Origin of the sequence: Pollutimonas bauzanensis, assembly GCF_900129885.1 — a bacterium.
Lineage (GTDB): Bacteria > Pseudomonadota > Gammaproteobacteria > Burkholderiales > Burkholderiaceae_B > Pollutimonas > Pollutimonas bauzanensis.
Genome location: NZ_FQXE01000007.1, coordinates 1 through 20,109 on the forward strand (window position 1 = coordinate 1; position 20,109 = coordinate 20,109).

The 20,109-nt window shown below is 53.5% G+C and carries 19 protein-coding genes and 1 tRNA gene; 11 read left to right on the forward strand and 9 right to left on the reverse strand.

What is annotated here, in order from left to right:
- A partial coding sequence (locus BUB23_RS13980) for an ATP-binding protein (protein WP_178372314.1) occupies positions 1-255 on the forward strand: 255 nt, incomplete at its 5' end.
- Between the two features lie 63 nt (positions 256-318).
- On the opposite strand, the gene BUB23_RS13985 is transcribed toward BUB23_RS13980, so the two are convergent.
- The 5 genes from BUB23_RS13985 to BUB23_RS14005 all read right to left on the reverse strand — a co-directional run bounded on the left by BUB23_RS13985 (position 319) and on the right by BUB23_RS14005 (position 7,563).
- Entirely contained in the window at positions 319-651 is a 333-nt protein-coding gene (locus tag BUB23_RS13985) for a virulence RhuM family protein (protein ID WP_084136025.1), read from the reverse strand.
- Between the two features lie 142 nt (positions 652-793).
- A complete protein-coding gene (locus BUB23_RS13990; RefSeq protein WP_073103843.1) occupies positions 794-1,993 on the reverse strand; it encodes a GIY-YIG nuclease family protein in 1,200 nt (399 codons plus the stop codon).
- Positions 1,986-4,106 (reverse strand): DEAD/DEAH box helicase, encoded by a 2,121-nt coding sequence (locus BUB23_RS13995; protein ID WP_073103845.1) that lies wholly within the window; start codon positions 4,104-4,106, stop codon positions 1,986-1,988. The genes BUB23_RS13990 and BUB23_RS13995 overlap by 8 nt, the downstream gene beginning before the upstream one ends.
- Entirely contained in the window at positions 4,103-6,943 is a 2,841-nt protein-coding gene (locus tag BUB23_RS14000) for a class I SAM-dependent DNA methyltransferase (RefSeq protein WP_073103847.1), read from the reverse strand. Before BUB23_RS14000 ends, BUB23_RS13995 begins: the two co-directional genes overlap by 4 nt.
- Positions 6,940-7,563, reverse strand: coding sequence for a recombinase family protein (locus BUB23_RS14005; RefSeq protein WP_073103849.1), 624 nt, complete (start codon positions 7,561-7,563; stop codon positions 6,940-6,942). Before BUB23_RS14005 ends, BUB23_RS14000 begins: the two co-directional genes overlap by 4 nt.
- A gap of 319 nt (positions 7,564-7,882) precedes the next feature.
- Between BUB23_RS14005 and BUB23_RS14010 the strand changes: the two genes are divergently transcribed.
- Positions 7,883-9,706 (forward strand): ATP-binding protein, encoded by a 1,824-nt coding sequence (locus BUB23_RS14010; RefSeq protein ID WP_073104145.1) that lies wholly within the window; start codon positions 7,883-7,885, stop codon positions 9,704-9,706.
- A gap of 94 nt (positions 9,707-9,800) precedes the next feature.
- On the opposite strand, the gene BUB23_RS14015 is transcribed toward BUB23_RS14010, so the two are convergent.
- Positions 9,801-10,142 carry a DUF1902 domain-containing protein gene (locus BUB23_RS14015; protein WP_013741671.1) on the reverse strand — a complete coding sequence of 114 codons (342 nt, stop codon included), beginning with the start codon at positions 10,140-10,142 and terminating at the stop codon, positions 9,801-9,803.
- A gap of 625 nt (positions 10,143-10,767) precedes the next feature.
- Here BUB23_RS14015 and BUB23_RS27825 point away from each other — a divergent pair.
- Positions 10,768-10,974: a helix-turn-helix transcriptional regulator gene (locus tag BUB23_RS27825; protein ID WP_073103850.1), complete on the forward strand. Its 207-nt coding sequence runs from the start codon at positions 10,768-10,770 to the stop codon at positions 10,972-10,974.
- 827 nt (positions 10,975-11,801) lie between these two features.
- Here the strand turns inward: BUB23_RS27825 and BUB23_RS14025 are convergent.
- Positions 11,802-12,158, reverse strand: coding sequence for a hypothetical protein (locus BUB23_RS14025; RefSeq protein WP_073103852.1), 357 nt, complete (start codon positions 12,156-12,158; stop codon positions 11,802-11,804).
- Between the two features lie 129 nt (positions 12,159-12,287).
- Between BUB23_RS14025 and BUB23_RS14030 the strand changes: the two genes are divergently transcribed.
- The 6 genes from BUB23_RS14030 (at position 12,288) to BUB23_RS14055 (ending at position 16,798) form a co-directional block, all read left to right on the forward strand.
- Positions 12,288-12,506: a hypothetical protein gene (locus BUB23_RS14030; RefSeq protein WP_073103853.1), complete on the forward strand. Its 219-nt coding sequence runs from the start codon at positions 12,288-12,290 to the stop codon at positions 12,504-12,506.
- Between the two features lie 30 nt (positions 12,507-12,536).
- On the forward strand, positions 12,537-13,487 hold the full coding sequence (gene trfA, locus BUB23_RS14035) for a plasmid replication initiator TrfA (protein ID WP_178372315.1): 951 nt from the start codon (positions 12,537-12,539) through the stop codon (positions 13,485-13,487).
- Between the two features lie 8 nt (positions 13,488-13,495).
- The gene (locus BUB23_RS14040; RefSeq protein WP_084136027.1) at positions 13,496-14,233 is read left to right on the forward strand and encodes a type IV secretion system protein; all 738 of its coding nucleotides are present in this window, start codon (positions 13,496-13,498) and stop codon (positions 14,231-14,233) included.
- A 9-nt stretch (positions 14,234-14,242) separates the two neighbouring features.
- A complete protein-coding gene (locus tag BUB23_RS14045; protein WP_073103855.1) occupies positions 14,243-14,452 on the forward strand; it encodes a hypothetical protein in 210 nt (69 codons plus the stop codon).
- A gap of 8 nt (positions 14,453-14,460) precedes the next feature.
- Entirely contained in the window at positions 14,461-15,615 is a 1,155-nt protein-coding gene (locus BUB23_RS14050; RefSeq protein WP_073103857.1) for a TrbL/VirB6 family protein, read from the forward strand.
- A 175-nt stretch (positions 15,616-15,790) separates the two neighbouring features.
- A complete protein-coding gene (locus tag BUB23_RS14055; protein ID WP_073103858.1) occupies positions 15,791-16,798 on the forward strand; it encodes a phage integrase in 1,008 nt (335 codons plus the stop codon).
- Positions 16,799-17,341: 543 nt separating this feature from the next.
- On the opposite strand, the gene BUB23_RS14065 is transcribed toward BUB23_RS14055, so the two are convergent.
- Positions 17,342-17,418, reverse strand: a tRNA-Met gene (locus BUB23_RS14065).
- 252 nt (positions 17,419-17,670) lie between these two features.
- Here BUB23_RS14065 and BUB23_RS27035 point away from each other — a divergent pair.
- On the forward strand, positions 17,671-17,826 hold the full coding sequence (locus tag BUB23_RS27035) for a hypothetical protein (protein ID WP_178372316.1): 156 nt from the start codon (positions 17,671-17,673) through the stop codon (positions 17,824-17,826).
- Here the strand turns inward: BUB23_RS27035 and BUB23_RS14070 are convergent.
- Entirely contained in the window at positions 17,818-19,515 is a 1,698-nt protein-coding gene (locus tag BUB23_RS14070; protein ID WP_073103862.1) for an FMN-binding glutamate synthase family protein, read from the reverse strand. The genes BUB23_RS27035 and BUB23_RS14070 overlap by 9 nt on opposite strands.
- A 246-nt stretch (positions 19,516-19,761) precedes the next feature.
- Between BUB23_RS14070 and sugE the strand changes: the two genes are divergently transcribed.
- Positions 19,762-20,088 (forward strand): quaternary ammonium compound efflux SMR transporter SugE, encoded by a 327-nt coding sequence (gene sugE, locus BUB23_RS14075; RefSeq protein ID WP_073103864.1) that lies wholly within the window; start codon positions 19,762-19,764, stop codon positions 20,086-20,088.
- Positions 20,089-20,109: the final 21 nt, after the last annotated feature.

The window sequence follows — 20,109 nt, forward strand, 5'->3', positions numbered from 1 at the left end:
GGCTATTTACCCTTCGGACGCGAGGAAGCAAATTTATTCTTTAACGTGGTCGCCAAGCGCTATGAACGCGCCAGCATTATCTTGACCAGCAATCTGCCCTTCGGGCAGTGGTCTTCAGCGTTCGCCGACGACCAGACCTTAACGGCTGCCATGCTCGATCGCCTGCTGCACCACGCGCATATTGTTCAGATCGCCGGAGAAAGTTACCGGCTTAAAGATAAACGCAAAGCCGGCCAGGTGAAGGCAAAAGCTTAAGAAAATTGGAGGCCCGGGTGGGTCAGTTTTACTCCGGCCGAAAAGCCGGAAAGTGGGTCAGTTTTAAACCGGCGTTGACACCCACTGGCGGAACTGCACACCGCGCTGGGACTTTACCCGGTAGCCTACAGAGATGATGACATCAAGATTGAAATAATCGACCTGGTAGGTTTTCCCATCAGACGCAGTTGTTGCATTTTTTGCAACAACTGAGCCTCGCTCCAATTCTCCCTCTTTGAACACATTACGGATATGGCGTGAGATTACTGATTTGTCACGATCAAATAAAGCAGCCATCTGATCAAGACTAAGCCAGGCTGTATCCTGGTCCACAGTCACTTCCAACTGTGCATTACCGTCCTGGCTAACAAAAATTTGGATCTGTTGTTCAGTCATTTGTAGTTACCACGTGCATATTCGCATTTAAGTGGTCAGTACGCATTTGAAATGGTCTTCGAAAACGTATGTCCAATCCACCCGTATTATTCAGAGAAATATACGTGGCATTATTTGATGCTACTTGGCGTTGCCAGAATTTTTAGCGAATTTCGGATTCACGAACGAGCCTAGCGGTGCTCGGATCATAGACTATATCGGTAATCGTTCCATCCAAAATGCGCTGCACAGCTTCATCAATCACGTGGAGCGGCACAAGGAACCACTCCTTGGGCTTTACTGGATTGCCGAAGCGATCCTCGATGAGGAGATCAAGTTGTGCGGCTCCAAACAAGCGATGAAAGATATGCTCCAACCGAGTTCGATGTACATTGTGAAGCTTATAGGTGGCCACGACCTCGACTTCAGCCAACAAATAGGTGGCATCCTTCGCGGCCGCCGCGATACGGGTTTCCACCTTGCCTCCAGTCACTCCAATTTTGTGAACTAGCTCGTGGTGCTCTTTAACAAAAGGATGTTCCGACTGGCTGCGAAGTACGTAGATCGTCCCAGACTCAATGTCACCCGACTCCGCTGTGTCCGCAAACAACGGCCCCGCCTCGATTTTAATCAGGCGTTTTCCAACCGGGGTATCTCCATCGGGATAAAGCGAACGCGAGAGCGAGCGCAACAGCAAATTCGCTTCAGTATGGTTATCAAAAATCACACGTAAACGAGGGTTGTCGCGGCCATCTTTGGTAGTGTTGCCCTCTACCTTCTCTACTACATATGCGACTTGCCCGCCAATGATGTAGAAGTCGCCCACTTGGATACTGGCATCCTTAGCGAATGGCTTGGTCAGCCATTCACCCGTTTTCAGACCATCTTTAGCTTCCTCAAATGCATCAGCAAAACGCTCAAAATCTTTGCAGGGCGTGCGATTAGCAATTTCCTCTGCTGCTTTGATCTCGACATGAGAGCGCACATGCCGTAAAACACGAATATCGCCTACCGTCGGTTCGGCAGTCACCCCCAGCTCAGCCAACAAAGCATCCTCATCCAGCTCATTCACATCAACCGGAGTCGCCACGCCAGAGAGCAACCCTGGTCCATCCAACGAGCCCAGCAATGCCTGCGCTTCTGGCAACCTACGTAGCCGATCTAGGCGTACCGCATACAGGCGCTCGAAAATATCCTGCTCTTCGCCATGCTGCGGGGTTCGGCCATGAGTGTCATGGAAACGCAAAATGTCCTCAAAACCAGCAATGATGCGTTCCTCGCGCGGGGTTTGGCTAGAGGACTTCAGAGGAACAACTTCAACACCGAGCGCATCTAGCAGCTCATCATCGTTCATATCAGCCATTGCCAGATACTCCCTCCTGCGCCGCTTTGGCCTGAGCACGATAACGTGCGAGAGCGGTAATACCTTCGGCCATCCGCTTCTCCCATGCATCGGCAGAATTGATGTCAGGTAGACGATTGCGTTCATTTTTGAACTGTAAGGCTCGCCTTGCCAGTTCCCGCGCCTCGTCTTCAGGAATATTTACCTTCTTGGCTGCAATGCTGGCCTGCACCTGGCGCAGTAATTTCTCATCCATCGCTATCGCCAGCACTGCATATGCGGCTTCAAAAGGATTGATGCGATCAATCAAATCGATGTCCAGGTCTCGCACGTTGACAAACTTGCGCACACCATCCAGCAACGTCGTGTTGCCTTGAGCTGTACCACTGCCGTCGGCATCTGCTTGTGCCAACGCCAACTTGGCCTGCTGAGTAATGTTCATCGCTGCAATGGCATGTTGTCGAATTGCCTCCTGATCGGCGTCGCTCAAATCTGGATATCGCTCCCGTACGATTTTGCCCATACGTAACTGAGTCAGTTCTTCGGGCAGTGTATTTTCCTTGTCGAACAGGCCGCGTTCCAGCACAGTTTTGTCCTGTAAGAAACTGGTAACAACCTCGTTCAAGTCCTCCTTGCAGATACGCGTTGCCTCAGCGGTTTCAGGCTTTGCGAGGCCGTTAATCTCCACGTGGTACTGGCCAGTGGCCTCATTTACGCCAACGTTAGTGTGTCCTTCCTGGTAGCCGTCACCGCCGTTGTAAACAAAACCCGGCTGAGGCCCGGCATTTTTGGGCGTGAACTCGTAGCGTGGAGCTAAAACCTGCTCCATTAACAGGCTAGCAGAAATAGCCTTGAGCATGTCGTTCACCGCTTCGGCCACAGCGGCCTGTTCGGCGGTAGGCTCGGCGATTAGATTAGTGAATCGCGCCCGTTCCTTGCCTTCAGCATCACGAGTGGCACGGCCAATGATCTGCACAATTTCGGTTAAGCTGCTACGGTAACCAATAGTCAGCGCGTGCTCGCACCAAATCCAGTCAAAACCCTCTTTCGCCATGCCCAGCGCAATGATGATATCCACGTGATCACGGTTCTCCTTCTGCGCAGGGTCTTTAAGTGCGGTTAGCACGCGAGAGCGCCTTGCCGTATCACTGTCGTCCACAAGATCGGCCACCTTCAGAACGCGGGCATCCTTTGCCTTCACCAAGTGAAAGCCCGTGATCGGATCAACTCCCTGCCAGTCACCCAGCGATCCCATGATTTCGTTAACCTCGCGCTCCTTATCCTTAAGGCTTTCACGCGCATTGACATTGGGAATGTGCACAATGGTCTTTAACGTCGGGTCCAACACCTTGGCAATCGCATCCACGTAGCGGCCAGTATAGAAGAAGTAGCCAATGTCCAACGATTTGAGCCAGCGATAACCGTTGAGCTGCTCGTAGTAGGTGTAGGTGACAGTCTCAAATTTAGCCTCATCTGCAGGGGCCAACACGGCTTCACTATCGCCTCGGAAATAAGAGCCGGTCATCGCCACCACGTGCACTTGGTCGCGCGCCATAAGGGCACCCAACTGGCTCCCCAGTTTGTTATCCGGGTTGCTGGAAACATGGTGGAATTCGTCGATGGCGATCAGGCGACCGTCAAATGCATCAACGCCCAGTTCCTCTACGGCGAAGCGGAAAGTCGCATGTGTGCAAACCAACACCTTGTCGGTACTCTCCAGGAACTTGCGTACAGCTTCCACCTTGGACTGAGCCACACGTAACTCATCCACGCCAGGGGCATTGCACAGGTTCCATTGCGGAGCCACCTGCCAATCCCAATCGAAGCCGTGCTGGCTCAAGGGTTCATCGGAAAAACTACTGCCGATGGAGCGTTCCGGTACGACAATGATCGCCTGTCGCAAGCCTTGGTTGTAGAGCTTATCCAGCGCGATGAACATCAGCGCGCGGGATTTTCCGGAGGCAGGTGGTGACTTGATTAACAGGAACGGCTCACCGCGCTTGGCATAAGCGCGCTCCTGCATCGCACGCATGCCCAACGCGTTCGCCTTGCTGGATGCGCCTGTGCGTCCCGTGGTAATGGATACTGACGGTACAGTGTAAGCATTGGTGGGATTGCTGGCTGGCTGGCTCATGCGTTCTTCGTCCTTTTCGTTTTTATTGCAGGCTTGATCTTGGCCACTGTCGCTGTCATCTTGATGTACAGATCGAACAATTTTTCCAACCGCTCGGTGTCGTTCTTGAAACGGCGACCGATGTAGATACGTTCCAGCACTTCATCGTTGCGCTCATGAGCATGGCGCAGATTGTCCGGCATGTTATCTGGATCGTAAAGATCGGCAATAGTGGCTGGGAAGTGCGCCTCGCGGGCTAGCAGAATGTCCTCAATACAACGGGTCAAGTCGGCTTTGTTTTTCTCCGTAAGCAAAGGGGTGGGAAAAGTATTCCAGCCTAGCGTATTGGAGTAACGGAAATCAGTTTTTATCTTGCCACAGACCGTAGCAATCCAGATCAAATGCAGACGCGAGGCGTAAATGGCAATATTCCAAAGCGGTGCGTCATATAAGGCCGATGCGCTGTCAGCGACAATGTCGCCCTCTATCCCCAAAGAAAAAGGCAAAAACTCTCGATTTTCTGAGCTATGGCGCGGTATGACGATGGGAAATTCCCTTCCTGTTTGGCGAATTTCACCAAAAAGATAAGGGGTATTAGCTAATATTTGAGTTTGTTTTTTTTCACTTTCCAAACGCATCTGCCTTACATTTTCCAATCGCATTGCAATAGATCTATTCGTCGACAGCGCATCCGCTTCAGTGCGGCCAAGCCATAAACAGAAACGCGCTTTGCCGTTAATGGCATCTTCAGAACCGAGAAAACGGCGCACAACCTGCTGACGCTGTTGTTGCGTCAAACCAAGTGTTTTAACTTCGCTTCTGTTGAGCAACAGATTTCCTCCGTCAGTTGGTGCATTTCCCTTAATCATGGCATTGAGTTCACCAAACGGTTCAACCCGTTTTTTCACAATCACATCTTGTGCAGGAACTAAGTAGGCGTTGATGTAATCAGCCTCTTTCACAGAAATGTTGTCATCTCGATCTAAAGCATAAATTCTGCGCTTTTTGCTTGGCTGAGTCGAAAGGCCAACAATCACAACGGTTACGCCTGCATTGTGTGCAGCAAGATTGGCCCATTTGAATGACGTGTGTGCAAATGCGATCTGATGTCCGGTTGCAAAAATCAAGGGCCATAAGATTGGAACTTGCTGGCCTTGGCATATGGAATTGGTGGACACAAATGCAGCAACCGCTTTGGTTTGACGGCCGTATTCAGCAGCTTTCATAAGCCAGCCGGAAACGTAATCCAGCGATCCCCAGGTATTGGTGAGCTTGCCAAAGATAGATTGCAAATCAGTCTTGCGGATCTCGGCTTCCTTCTTCAAACGTTCCTTTACTTCCTTGCTTGCACCCTTTGGGGCTTTAGTTGTCGCACCTATATATGGCGGATTACCGCAGATATAGGTTTCTCCACCTTCGTTCTCAAAATCGATCTCTGCCTGATCAAGTGGCGTATCAAAAAGATCATCCGCCACCACCCTAACGCCAGTACCTGTAGGTGGGCATATGCTTAGCCAATCCAGCCGCAGAGCATTGCCGCATACGATCCAATTCTCTGCATTCAGAGGGAGGAACTCCGCCAGTGCCTGCTTTTGCCCGCGATAAAGGACGTCGCATTGAAATTCGGCAATGATGAGCGCCAGGCGGGCGATTTCTGCGGGAAAATCCCGCAACTCAATCCCACGAAAGTTAGTCAGAGGCATGTCACTGCCTAAATGGGGTTCACCTCGGCGGCGATTTATCTCGGCCTCGATCTCCCGCATCCGCTTGTAGGCGACGACCAGGAAGTTGCCGGAGCCACAAGCGGGGTCGAAAACACGGATACGCGCCATGCGCTTGCGCAGGTTCAACAGCTTTCGCTCGTTATTCCCCGCCTCTGCCAACTGAGTGCGCAGATCGTCCAGAAACAGCGGGTTCAGCACCTTCAGGATATTGGGTACACTGGTGTAATGCATCCCCAATGCGCCACGCTCTTCGTCATCAGCCACCGCCTGGATCATGCTGCCGAAGATATCAGGATTGATCTCCTTCCAGTTCAAGCCACCTGCGTGCAACAAATAGGTACGCGCTATGCGCGTGAAGCGAGGCACTTCGGTACTACCCGAGAAAAGGCCGCCATTGACATACGGGAACTGATCTGCCCACGGGCGAAAACCGGCATCCGCACGGTCGGCGATCTTTGTATTCATTGCCCGGAAGATGATTTCCAAAACCTCATGGATGTTCGAGCCATCACGTTCACTGAACTGATCCACGGTTCGAGTGAACAGCACGTCGCCGTTGAAGATATCTGTGTCTTCGGCAAAGAAGCAGAAAATCAACCGCGCCATGAAGTGATTCATATCAGCACGACGCTCGTCCTTGGCCCAGTCTGGGTTCTCGCGTAATAATTCGACGTACAGCTTGTTCAGACGCCCGGTGGCACGTACGTCAATAGGGTTGTCCTTGATCTCCTTGATCGTGGAGATACCAGCGAGCGGCAACAGGAAGCCAAACTGGTTCGGAAAGTCCGCGTAGTCGCAAGCGATGGTTTCACCGCTGCCGAGTTCTTCGGCTTCCAGCGTCTGTCCATCCGTGGCAAGGATAAACTTTGCCTTTGCCTTTGCGGTCGCAAGGCTGGCACGCAATGCACGGAGAGTGTTGGCGACTGTACCGGTTTCGCATACAGCTATATGAATGCTGTAGCGCAACAACACACCACCAGGCACATCCGAGGTGTTGTTATTGCCAGCTCGTAAGCGCTTGAGGGTGGTGTCTTTATTGCCGAACGCTGCCAAAAAGGCGAACGGAAACTCTGCCGCGTCGAATGGCTGCTCCGCCAGATTAGAAATGGCTGCTTCGATTTCTACTGCATTCATGGGGCGTCTTGCCTATGTAACTTATTCCCGCTCGTGTCCGATTGGTGCCCGGCAATTGCCACTGCATCGCGGGGAGCTACTTTATAAATGGTTGTACGTGAAACGTTGTAGCGCTCGGCAATCTGACTGATTGGAATTGCCGGGTCAGACATGAGTCGCTTGATCTCTCTAATTTGTCGTGCATCCAGCTTCGGCTTGCGGCCTCCCGCACGCCCTCGCGCACGTGCGGCAGCTAAGCCCGCCTGTGTACGCTCCCGAATCAGGTTGCGCTCGAACTCGGCCAGTGCAGCGAAGACATGGAACACCAACTTTCCGGCGGCACTCGCGGTTTCGATCTTCTCGGTGATGCTCTCGAAGCCGATTCCTCTTGCTTCCAGATCTGCAACGATACGCACCAGGTCAGGTAGGCTGCGCCCCAATCGATCCAGACGCCACACCACTAAGGTGTCGCCTACACGCAATGCCTTCAGGCAGTGATCCAGCTCCGGGCGGCCAGTGGCCTTTCCGCTCGCCATCTCTTCGTAGATCGATTGAATTCCAGACAGATGTAGAGCGTCGCGCTGCAAGTCTAAATTCTGGTCATCCGTCGAGACGCGGGCGTAACCGATCCGTTGATTCATTGACAATTACCGGACGATGAAAAATTGATGGGAATTTTAACAGTTTGACAGCCTTGCTGGCAGCGCCGGACGAGAAGATCGCATGTGTTCAGAAAACCACCGTTTTCTTGGCGGGGGTTGTTCAGCCAACGCAGTTATCACAACTAAGATGCATCGCATCTCTGAGCGGCCACAATCCAAAGTCAACATTCAGACAGAAGCCGCAAAACGGTCATTTGATACCGCCTTGCTTTGCAAAAATATCTTTATGTATTAAGGTTGCATGAAATGTAACTATTTGGTGTTTGACCTTAATCGAGCTACAACTTACGAGGGCGGCATGAGACTGGAATCTGTTTCGATAAAAAATTTCCGCTGCTACCGCGAAGAGACTACGGTATCGATGGTGGACCTGACGACATTTGTTGGAAAAAATGACATAGGAAAATCATCAATTCTCGAGGCGCTGGAGATATTCTTTAACAACGAAGCCGTCAAGATCGAACAGGGTGACGCCAACATCTACAGCGGCTCCCCACTAGTTTCCATTACCTGCGAATTTTCTGATTTGCCGTCCAAGTTGAGCCTTGACGCAGGGGCAGAGACGACTCTTGCGGCGGAATTCCTTCTCTCGGTTGAGGGTACCCTGAAGATTCAGAAAGTATTCGATTGCGGCAAGAGGACACCATCCGTGGAAGTGTATATCCTTGCGAATCATCCGACCGCAGCCGGGGTTGCAGACCTTCTCGATCTGAAGGAAAAAGATCTCCAGAAACTTGTAAAAGACCAAAAGCTCGATACAGCGCTAAAAGGGAATCCAGGCATGCGGCAGGCTCTATGGGCCGCGACGAAAGACCTGGAACTGAAGGAGGTGGCTCTTCCAGTTACCAAGCCGAAGGAAGATAGCAAACGGATCTGGGATCAGCTCGAGAGCTACCTGCCGATGTATGCACTGTTTCAGAGCGACCGGAGCAGCCGCGATTCTGACGGGGAGGTACAAAATCCAATGAAGGCTGCTGTGGCAGCCGCCATTGCCGAAGTGCAGGACGATATCAACCGGATTCAGGAAAAGGTGCGCGAGAAAGCCGAGTTGATCGCGAAGATCACTCACGAAGCGTTGAAAACAATCGACCCTAATCTCGCCAAAGAACTGACGCCGCAATTTGTGCCACCGACTGCAGCAAAATGGACCGGATTGTTTTCGGTCGGCATGGACACTGATGATGGTATCCCGCTGAACAAGCGCGGCAGCGGCGTTCGTCGCCTTGTCTTGGTCGCTTTTTTCAAGGCAGAAGCGGAGCGCCGGTTAAAGGCCGGGACTAGCCGGAGCATTATCTACGCGATCGAGGAGCCGGAGACGGCACAGCACCCGAACAACCAGCGCATCCTTATCGAATCATTCAAGACATTGGCGTTGGAGCCTGGATGTCAGATCTTGCTTACGACGCACAGTCCTGGCTTTGCGTCGGATTTGCCTACCGCTAGCATCAGGTTTGTAACGCGCGACGCAGATCTTCAACCCGTTATCCTGGAGGGCGCAGACGTATTTGGGGAGGTGGCTGAAACGCTCGGGGTCGTGCCGGATAGTCGTGTCAAAATCTTATTTTGCGTCGAAGGGCCAACAGACGTAGCAGCCTTTAAATCGCTCAGTCGGGCGTTACATACGGCAGACCAAACGCTGCCGAACCTGGCTTTAGATGACAGAGTTGCCTTCGTCTTGCTCGGCGGCTCGACGCTTAAGCACTGGGTTACACAACACTATCTCCGGTCGCTGAATCGTCCTGAGGTACATATTTATGACAGCGACGTGGCCAAGTATGCGGAATCTGTCACTGAGGTAAACCTGCGTACGGATGGCTCCTGGGCCGTCCAAACGAACAAGCACGAGATTGAATGTTATCTGCATGCGGACGCGATTAAGGATGCCTTTGACGTCGAGATTGTTGTCATTGATCAGCCCGCTGCCGACGGGAAGTCAGTCCCAAGGATTTTTGCTGAAGCTTTCTCGGTACAACAGCATTATGATGGGGTTCTAGGCGATGACAAGGCAAAGCTACGTCTCGCGGACAAGGCATTCCCCAGGATGACTGCAGAGCGGGTGGCCGAGAGAGATCCTTTGGGAGAAGTTGAGGGGTGGTTCCGCAGGATTGGGGCCATGCTATAAGCGCTGGGGCCGCGAGCTAGCGGCAGCACCCACGCCAGGCGCAGTTTTCCATAACCCCTCTGGCAGCGAGACTGGAACGACATCCCAAGCTGCATTATTCCCAGCTCTCAATTAAGCTGGCCGCAGCTTTTCCAAAGCCAATAGCGTCTGCTTCGGCCTTGTCTCCGCGTAGGCTGCGGCACTGCCGATTAAGCGTACCGGCTAGATCAGGGGATCGCGTAACGAAAAAGCGGCGGGCCAGCAGTTCAAACGGTACTTCAGCATCCCGTGTTACGCCATTTGCATCCAGTAATTCAGGAATCATGCGATTGAGCTTCGTGGACAGAATTTCTAACGTTTTAGCCTCTGTGACAAGACCCGGCACGTCATTAGATGCAGCCACCCAAACCTCTGCATTCTGATCCCACTCTGCCTGTATAAATAAGATTTTCTGCATAAATCAGGTGCCTCTGGAGCTGATCGACCACCATTATTTTTCCACATCGCTGGCGTGTCAAATAATTTCGGTTTTGCCGCTTGAAAGAGCCTCGTTCATAGCGGCCTCCCGATTCTCACATTTCGTATTCGCCCCGCGAACATTTCGAATGCTGGCGTCGCCAGCATTTCACTTTTTCCTGGCCGTATGGCCAGGCTTCCCGGTTGCAAAGGTGGAACCTTTGGCACACTGGTGTTTTACCGTAGGCGTAGCCGAAGTGTAAACATACCAGTAGTGCCTTTTTGGGCACGGCATGTGTAAACATGCCCATAGTGCCTTTTTTAAGCACGGTATGTGTAAACATACCCACCGTGCTTTTTGCATCATGCCAATATATCTGTGTAGGCGCTATTGAAGCCTGCATAAATTGCGTTTCATTCGTTTTTATTCGTTTTCGTTAATTTTCAATCGTTTTTGTTGCGTCTGCTTTGACCAAGCGATCATCCGTGAAGTGTGTTTCTGTTGCGCTCTATTCGTTTTCATTGCGCTTCGTTCGTTTTCATTGCGTTTCATTCGTTATTTTTGGTTTTGGTGTAGCCTTTTTGGTTTACATGCAGGCTGAGAAAGCCAGTTGAGGTAGTGTGTGATGAAGAACTCTCACCCCGGCGAATTCATCCAGGCTGAGGTTATGGAGCCACTGAGTCTAGTCATTGAGGATGCGGCGCGACGCTTCGGCGTTCCTGTCGATCTGTTGGTCGCCGTTCTAGAGGGCCACGCTCCGATTCCCCAGGCGCTGGCAGATGGTTTAGAACGTGCGGGCTTCAGCACAGCTAGGTTCTGGATGGCCCTATAGGCGATCATGCCCAAAGCTGTTGGACATGATCGACTTGTCTGAAGCACAGTAGCGGTCGGAATCGTGCCCCGGCCTTGCCGGGGTTAGGTGAGCTATTGGCAACCGAAGCACCTGCTGGGACGGCAGTACAGCCCTTTGGTGGCGTTTTGCTATTGCATCCATACCTGCCTCCCTGCCTTAATCAGCATTTGCGCCGCCTTGCGGCTCGTAGAGCGTTCTAGCCGCGCATGATCCACTGTCCCCAGCGTAGCCTCGTCGGGCGCAAGCCCGTAACTGATTTGACGATGCCGCCGAAAGCGCACGCCATTAGGCGTACCCGGAGGGGACATGGGCGGATATCCGAGACGCTGCCGCTTCCCAGCCCTTACCTGGGTAAGCCCTCGACCCATTGCAGACCGACAGCTAGTCTTGGCCGTCACATGGTGCTGCACCGGCGCAAAGTGCGCCGCACACAAATATAGGCCCGTCACCGGGGGCCAGTCTAAGCCCCCTTGGGGGCGTCGATCATGCAGGAGGGGGAGCCGCCGCGAAGCGGTGGGGGAACCCCGCAGGGGTGCCCCGTGCGGGGCCGAGATCTGCGAACAGTTTTCCACAGCCTGGCTTCGCGCGTGTGGATTAAATAAATATTAAAAGAATATTAGGGGCTAAAAAAATCTGTGGATGAAAGTGCTAAGAGCCTCTTTATATGCAGTTTTCCAGGCTGGTTAGAAAATGACCGTCCTACTTGAAATACCCCTATGTCCTACCTGAAATGCCCCTACACCCTACCTGAAATACCCCCACACCCTACTTGAAATGCCCCCCATACCATGTCTGAAATGCCGAATCTAATCTTCTTTGCCTGCGGCTTTATTTCCCTGCACCCATTCACGGTGCTTCAAGAAGCTTTCCCATCTTTCATTTGATGGGGAGCGGCCTTGCCCTAGATCATCGCCAGTCAACAGCCACTCTGCATAGGGTCTGCGATAGTCCAGCAAAGCTATGAGCATGGCCAAGGTGGGCAACTGTCGCTTCAACATAACGTTCTGCCAACGGGCGGCAGGTATGCCGGTTCGCTCTTCCAAATATCTATAAATGCCACGCCCAGCCGGTGCTAAATCCATAGCCAGATAGATAACGCGATCGCGTAATTCATCCTCTTTTTGCTGGATTCTCTGCTTTTGTCCGCCGTCGGCATCCATCATCTTGCCTTTTCCTAAGAATCATGTATTATTTGCGTTAATCACGTAAATTTTACGTGATACATGTCTTTACCTACTCATTTATGCGCTTTGGTACGCAGTGTGGCGGCAAAAGTGTACTTCGGAGTTTACATGATGATGACCAATATCAACTCACATCTTACTTTGTCCGCGCCGGTCATGACAGTAACCGCCTTCTCACAACTCATTGGTCTGGAAGCAAGCGTATTGCAGGCCCAAGTAAACCGAGGTTACTGGCCAACTATCAAAGTTGGGAAACGTGTCTTTGTGAACGTTGAAGCTGTTCGCCTACAAGTGAGCAAGAGTTTTTTAGACGCTCTTCCGCAGTAAGCAAGCGCCATGCAGCGGTTAGCAGCTCCTATGGACAACGAACAATCGATGGTTACTCCATCGATTGCTGTCGCTGCGGGTAGGTTGCAAACACCGACTGTCTGCTTAATTGCAAGACTGGAAGCGATAGGTGAAGAAGCTCGGAAGAAAAATCGCGATGACAAACCTACTCCGCAGCCGAACGCTCAATTGCCGCTTTGGCCGCAGACGGTTCGGGGTGTGCCAAACGCCCTGTTACGCACTGCACTGTTCACCATCAGCAAAGATCGCGAAGCATCCAAACCCAGGAACTTGCTGGCCAGCACAAGCGATATTGACCTGCGCTTTACTGGTGAGCGATTCAATCAGACTGATCTAGATGTGTGGGAGGTTTTGTTGCATGTGGCTCGTACGCAGCCCCTTGAAACAGAGGTTCGGTTCAGTGCGTATTCCTTGCTAAAGGCACTGGGTAGAGGCACCGGAAAAGCGCAGCGCGAACAACTGAAAGACGGAATTGCCCGCCTGCAAGGTGGCGTTGTCGAGATCACATGGAAGAAAGATAGAAAAACCTTCAGCGGCCAACTGGTAGGAAACGCATTCCGCGATGATATGACCCAAGAATATGTCGTTGTTCTGAATGAAAAACTGCTTGGCCTTTATGACGATGGATATACGCACATAGATTGGACACAACGGAAAGCCTTGAAAAGTAGCCTATCCAAGTGGCTGCACGGCTTCTTCAGTACCCACGATAAACCGCACCCATACAAGGTTGCAACGGTACGCGCCCTGTGCGGCAGCACCACAAAGGAACTTTGGAAATTTCGCCAGATGCTTAAGGTCGCCCTTGGTGACTTGGTGACAGCGGGTTTCCTGAAGGAATGGAGTATCACATCTGCTGACCTAGTACGCGTCGTGGTCGTGTTCCCCGACGATCAGGTTAAGCATATCAACAAAAAGCGCGTCATACATAGACGCAAACCATCAACGTTTACAAGGTAGAGGCTTATATGGAAAAAACTGGTTTTTCACAAAAGAAAATCGTGGAGTTTATTGCTATTGGCCTTGTCGCCATAGCGGCCCTGGGATCGGTCCCGGCGCAGGCTCAAATCCCTGTGACTGACACGGCGGCGATCACAAAATCTTGGGAAGGTCATTTGGCTGAATTGGCTAAATGGGTAGACCAACTAAAAGCGATGGAACAGCAATATGTGCAAATGAAAGCGCAATATGACGCCATCACTGGCCCGCGTGGAATGCAAAATTTAATGAATAACGCCACGCACCAGGTACTGCCGGATGACTTCACGCAAAGCTATAACAAGCTCTTGACAATGGGGCAAGGCGGTGCAAGCAACGGGGCAAAGAAAATATATGACGTTATTAAAAAACTGGACTGCTCACGCTTCGGGGATGCGGACACAAAGCTATCTTGTGAGGCCCAGGCATACGCTGAGCCTGAAAATGCTTCATATATTGACAACGCACTCGCTGCCGCGCAAGAACGCGCTGCCCAGCTACAGCAGTTACTTGGCCAGATTGACGGTGCTACCGACCTGAAAGCTGCGGCTGACTTGTCCAATCGGATTGCAGCAGAACAATCACTATTGCAAAACGAACAGACGCTAGTGAATTTGGCGCTTGCGCAGCGCGAAAGCCAGTCGATGCTGCTGGCTCAGGCTCGCCGCGAAGAAGGCAAGAAAGCGATCCTGACCAATACCGCCAACCCTGTCGGCGGCTTTAAATAAAGGACAACCATGCATATCAACCAATTCAAGCGGCTGTCGGCCTCCCTCACTGTGGCGCTCTTTGCTGTCGTGCTGACTGGATGCGACAAGAGCAACACCAAGCAGCCCACTGACTCCTACGACCCGATGGCATCCACCCTGGAAAAGATGGCCCAAAAGGGCAAGCAGGATAAGAAGCAGGACGGCAACACCCAAGCCATCATCAAAACGACGAAGTAGGCAACAAAATGGGAATTTTCACGAATTTATCTGAAATAGTTCTTCAAACAACCAAGGAATGGGCGGATATCCCCAATACGATTATCGGCTGGGTGACGCCATTGATACTCTTGGGGCTGACTATCTCGATCATGTGGCATGGCTACAAGATCGTTCGTGGGGCAGGCGGGCAGGATCATCTACTCGATGTGTTTTTCAACTCCATTAGGACATTCCTTGTTGTCGCCCTGTGCCTGACAGCAGGGGCATACTCAGCCAATGTGGTCGGCCTATTGCAAGAACTTCGAGATCAGTTAGTAGGTCTGTTTTCTGGTGGGCTGACAAACACTTACGCCGTTCTCGATAAATCGGCCGGCCAAGCCGCCGATGCCTATAAGGCGATATGGGATTGGGGTACGGATCATGTGAGTTTTGGGGTCACAGGTTCAGATATCTCAGGTGTGGCCGCAATCGTAGGCGGCGGGATACTAACTCTGATCGTTGTCGTGTACTGCGCCGTGGCCGCCATCTACTTCATTGCCATTGATTTTGCCTTGGCCGTACTGCTAGCCATCGGCCCGCTGTTTCTTGCCAGCCTAGCCTTTCAGGCTACCGCACAGTTCTTTAACACCTGGTTCTCTGCCGTCTTGAAATACATCATGACCGCGGTGGTCATCGCGGCGGTGCTGGGTGTTGGCACATCTGTGATCAGCGGGTACGCAGATGGATTGACAGCGCTGGCCCCTGAAAAGGCGGACTACATCGGAATCATGTTTTCATCGTTAGCGGCGGGTCTAATTCTGATCATCCTGACGATAATGGGCGCGCGAGTTGGAGCAGAATTGGCCGGGGGTGCTGCCCTGCATATCGCGGGCTTGGCACAAGCTGGTAGCTGGGCTGTGAATCCCGCCGGTGCTGCACTATCAAAGGCTGGCAAAGTTACGGGTGCAGCAGCCGGTAATGTGGCCGGTAGGGCCGGTGCCGCTGTAGCGGGATCAAGCATAGGTAAGGCAATGGGGTCGTCACGGGCCATGCAATACGCAATGGCTGGCGTGAACTCCATGTCTCAAATGGGCACTGGGGCGGCACGTGCTATGAGTCACCGTTCTATTGTCAGTGCGGCTCGTGCAGGTTTCCAATCCGGTGGCTCTGTAGGCCGTGGAACTGGCTCGATCACGAAGTAAGCAAAATGTTTGATACGTTCACTACGGTTGTCTTTTGGATAATGGGCGTGTGGGCTTGGTACTCGATATGCCGGGAATTCAAGGCTAACCCCAGATTCCGTAGGTTCCTCTATTGGTACTCTGTCGTCCTTGTGCCTGTTGCCGTCTATGGCTTTTCTCTGGTGTGGGCAAAGTTATGGCCATAACGAAAACTAATGCCGGTTGGTTGGTCGATGTGCAGCCAGGCGGTAGAGGTTCCAAGCGGTACAGAAAGACGTTCCGAACGCAGGCCGAAGCCAAGGTTTGGGAAACGTGGGTGAAGGCAGAGACAAACAGTAATGCAGCGTGGGCGCCGGAGAAGCGCGATACGCGCAAGCTGCTCGCCCTGGCTGAACTCTGGTACGACAACCACGGCAAAGAGTTACGGGCGGCAGAAGATACCTACAAACGCATCAAGGCTGTTATCGATGCGATGGGCAACCCCATAGCCAGCGCCTTTACTGTGACCACGTTCACCAAGTACCGGGCAGCACGACTTGAAGAGGGTATCACCCTGAACACGGTCAACCGCGAACATGCCTACCTTCGGGCCATGTTCAATGAGTTGATCCGCTTGGGCTACTGGAAGAAAGACAATCCGCTGAAAGACCTACGACAGTTTCAGGTTCAGGAAAACGAACTGTCTTATCTGAACAGTGAGCAGATACCAGCGCTGCTGGAACAACTGCGGGCGTCGTCAAACGTACATGTATACCTGGTGGCGAAAATTTGCCTATCTACCGGCGCTCGATGGAGCGAGGGCGAAGGGCTGACTCTTACGCAAGTGCGCGATGGCCTGATTCAGTTTGCCCGCACCAAGTCAGGGAAGACCCGCGCAGTACCGATTACCGATGACCTGGATAAAGCTATACGCTCCCACCGCAAGATGCACAAGCGGGGCAATGTACTGTTCGACTACTGCACTGGGGCGTTCAAGGAAGCAATCGAACGGGCCAAGATCGAGCTGCCGCCAGGTCAGCTTACCCATGTGCTGCGCCACACTTTCGCCAGCCACTTTATGATCAACGGCGGCAACATCCTGACCTTGCAGCGGATACTCGGGCACCAAGATTTGAAGACGACCATGAGGTATGCCCACCTTGCGCCGAACCACTTAGAGGCTGCAAGAACGTTGAATCCAATTTCAGCGGGCAAACTATCGTAACCGAGGATGCTACTTACGCATCAGCTTTGCGGTAACGTCTAGCCCCCAGTACTGCTTTCCATCCTTGCTCAGATTCCAGGCATGTGCTCCAAATTCAAACGGATGGTGCGGGTACGAATACGGGTTGCTGTGAAGTCGCTGACGCTCGGCGTGACGGTACGCTCGGTGCCAAAGCTTCTTATCGAACTTTTCACTACGGGCCGTGGTAATGCCCGTGATTGGGGTTTTGCGTCTGCTCCTGCCCATGTTGCGCTCCATTTTCATATGCCAAGCATGGCAAAGCCCGCGTACCTTGCAGTAGGCGGGCTTGAAAAATGGGGCGCGACAAGAAAAGTCGTATCAACCTGTCGAACACTTTACCATCAAAGGTCCCGAAATGGGTAGAGCCGTAGGGCCGGGCATGCCCATCCGCGGTTCGATGGCGTCGAACCCCAACGGGTCGGTTGTTTCTGCGTTGACACTTGGTTGACAGAATGCCCTAAAAAGCAAAACGCCAACCTCGTTAAAGGCTGGCGTAAGTATTTGATATTGCTTGGAATTCCTTGGTGGCGCATCCCTGATTCGAACAGGGGACCTGCGGATTATGATTCCGTCGCTCTAACCGGCTGAGCTAATGCGCCAAAGCACGAAACTATAGCATAACTTTTTTATGTTGTGTGCCGCGCACCCGCAATATTGCTGGGCGCTGGCGGCATGGCAAGCACAAACAAAGGCCCCGCCTTTTGGCGGGGCCTTACTGCCGGGATGGCAGTGGGCACTACGCAGAAGGGTAGTGCCGAATGAGCTACCGCTAAGGGTAGCCGTGCTGCCTTCAGGCAGTAAGATAAAGATAATACGAAAATTTCGTCGTTGCAAGTAAGGGTAAATACTATATGAAATTTCTTTCCGGTTTGGCGCTCATCCTGCTTTTGCTGAGCGCGTGCGCGGGCAGGCCAGGCCATGATGGTTCGTCCGCATCGTCGAGTTCGGGGGTGCAGGTCTACGGCACGATCGACACCGGCGTAGGTGTGCAGGGCATTTCACGCTGACGCTCCCGCATGGACCTTGTTGGCGTCGCTGGCGCCGTCCGGCATGGGGCTGTTGGTATTGCCCGACAGCGCGGCGCTGAGGCTGTACAAGGGCGCGAAGGATTCGGCCTGCGCCATGGGCCAGGCGGTCCGGAATATGGTCAGGCGGAATTTGCCTTCCAGCAGTTCGCCTTTTTCCAGGTCGGGAAACAAGGCGGACAGCACCCGCACTTCTCCATTGGCGATGCGCTTGGCGATATGGTGGGGGCGCAGCTCGCAGGGGTGCTGCAGGCCGGCCGCGCCCAGCAGTTCGGACAGCGCCTTCAGGGTGTTGCGATGGAAGCTCTCCACCCGCAGGGATTTGTCGCCCACCACCAGGGCTTTTTGCCGCTTGGGGTCCTGGGTGGTGACGCCGGTGGGGCATTTTCCGGTATGACAGGCTTGCGCCTGTATGCAGCCTATGGCGAACATGAAACCGCGGGCGCTGTTGCACCAGTCCGCGCCCAGGGCCATGACGCGCGCCATGTCGAAGGCGCTGATTATCTTGCCGGATGCGCCCAGCTTGATCTTGTCGCGCAGGCCGATGCCGACCAGCGTGTTGTGCACCAGGCGCAGGGCTTCGCGCAGGGGGGTGCCGACATGGTCGACGAATTCTATGGGGGCGGCCCCTGTGCCGCCTTCCGCGCCGTCGACCACGATGAAATCCGGCGTGATGCCGGTCTTGAGCATGGCCTTGGCGATGGCGAACCATTCCCAGGGGTGGCCGATGCACAGTTTGAAGCCGACGGGCTTGCCGCCGGAGAGTTCCCGCAAGCGGGCGACGAACTGCATGAGTTCCACGGGCGTGGTGAAGGCGCTGTGCCGGGCGGGAGAATTGCAGTCCTGCCACGCGGGAACGCCGCGCGCCTGGGCGATTTCGGGGGTGACCTTGGGGCCGGGCAATATGCCGCCATGGCCGGGCTTGGCGCCTTGCGACAGCTTGATTTCTATCATCTTGACGCTGTCCTGCCGGGCGCGCTGCGCGAAGACTTCTTCGGAAAACTTGCCCTTGCCGTCGCTGCAGCCAAAATAGCCTGAACCGATGTTCCAGATGAGCGAGCCCTGGTGTTCCAGGTGGTAGCGGCTGATGCCGCCTTCGCCGGTGTCGTGCGCGAAATTCCCCAGCGAGGCGCCTTTGTTCAGCGCCAGCACGGCATTGGCCGACAGCGCTCCAAAGCTCATGGCCGAAATATTCAATACCGATAGGGAGTAGGGCCGGGTACAGTCCGGCCCGCCGACCGTGATGCGGAAGTCGCTGTCCGCCGGGTGGGATGGCTCCATGGAGTGATTGATCCATTCGTAATCGCTGCGGTAGACGTCGTGCTGGGTGCCGAAAGGGCGCTTGTCGATTTCCTGCTTGGCGCGCTGGTATACCAGCGAGCGGTCCACGCGGGTGAACGGCAGGGCATCGTTGTCGGCCTCGATGAAGTATTGCCGCATTTCGGGCCGGATGAATTCGAAGAAGAAGCGCAGGTTGCCTATGACGGGATAGTTGCGGCGGATGGCGTGCCGGGTCTGGCGCAGATCCCATATGCCCAATGCCGTCAGGGCGGCGCAGGCCAGCGCCGGCACCAGCCACCAATCGTTCAGGGCCAGGCCCAGCCCAAGAAAAAGGGCGGCGCCAAGCATGACGATGTAGAAAGCGGTATAGCGTGTCAATAGACGGTCCATTGGGTTTCCTTTTGTATCCTGCTTCAATGGGAAACCATACCAGACCTTGAACTCATGCGCATGCGCATGGCACTGGAGGCGGGCTCTGGCAGGCTTCGACGACAAGCCGTTGACATCCTCCTCCGCCTGAAAACAGAGCTTTTCGCGCAACCCGGTAAAATGCTTTTTTTCACCAGCAAGGACGGCCTTGCCGCCGGCTGTTTGCGGCGAACGCCATAGGGACGGCCCTTTTTTGGAGAAAATATCGTGTCTGTATCGACGTCGTGGCTGGTATTGATCATCGCAGGCCTCTTCGAGGTGGGCTGGGCGATAGGCTTGAAGTACAGCGAAGGGTTCTCGCGCTTCTGGCCCAGCCTGGGCACTATCGTGGCGATGATCATCAGCGTGGCGCTGCTGGGCCTGGCCATGCGGCAGTTGCCCGTGGGCTCGGCCTACGCCATATGGGTGGGTGTGGGCGCCGTGGGAACAGTTATATTAGGCATAGTCCTGCTGGGCGATTCCGCCAGCCCGGCGCGCTTGATCAGCGTGGGTTTCATCATCGCCGGAATCATAGGCTTGAAGCTCGCCGCTTAGATTGGTTTCGCAAATTTTTTC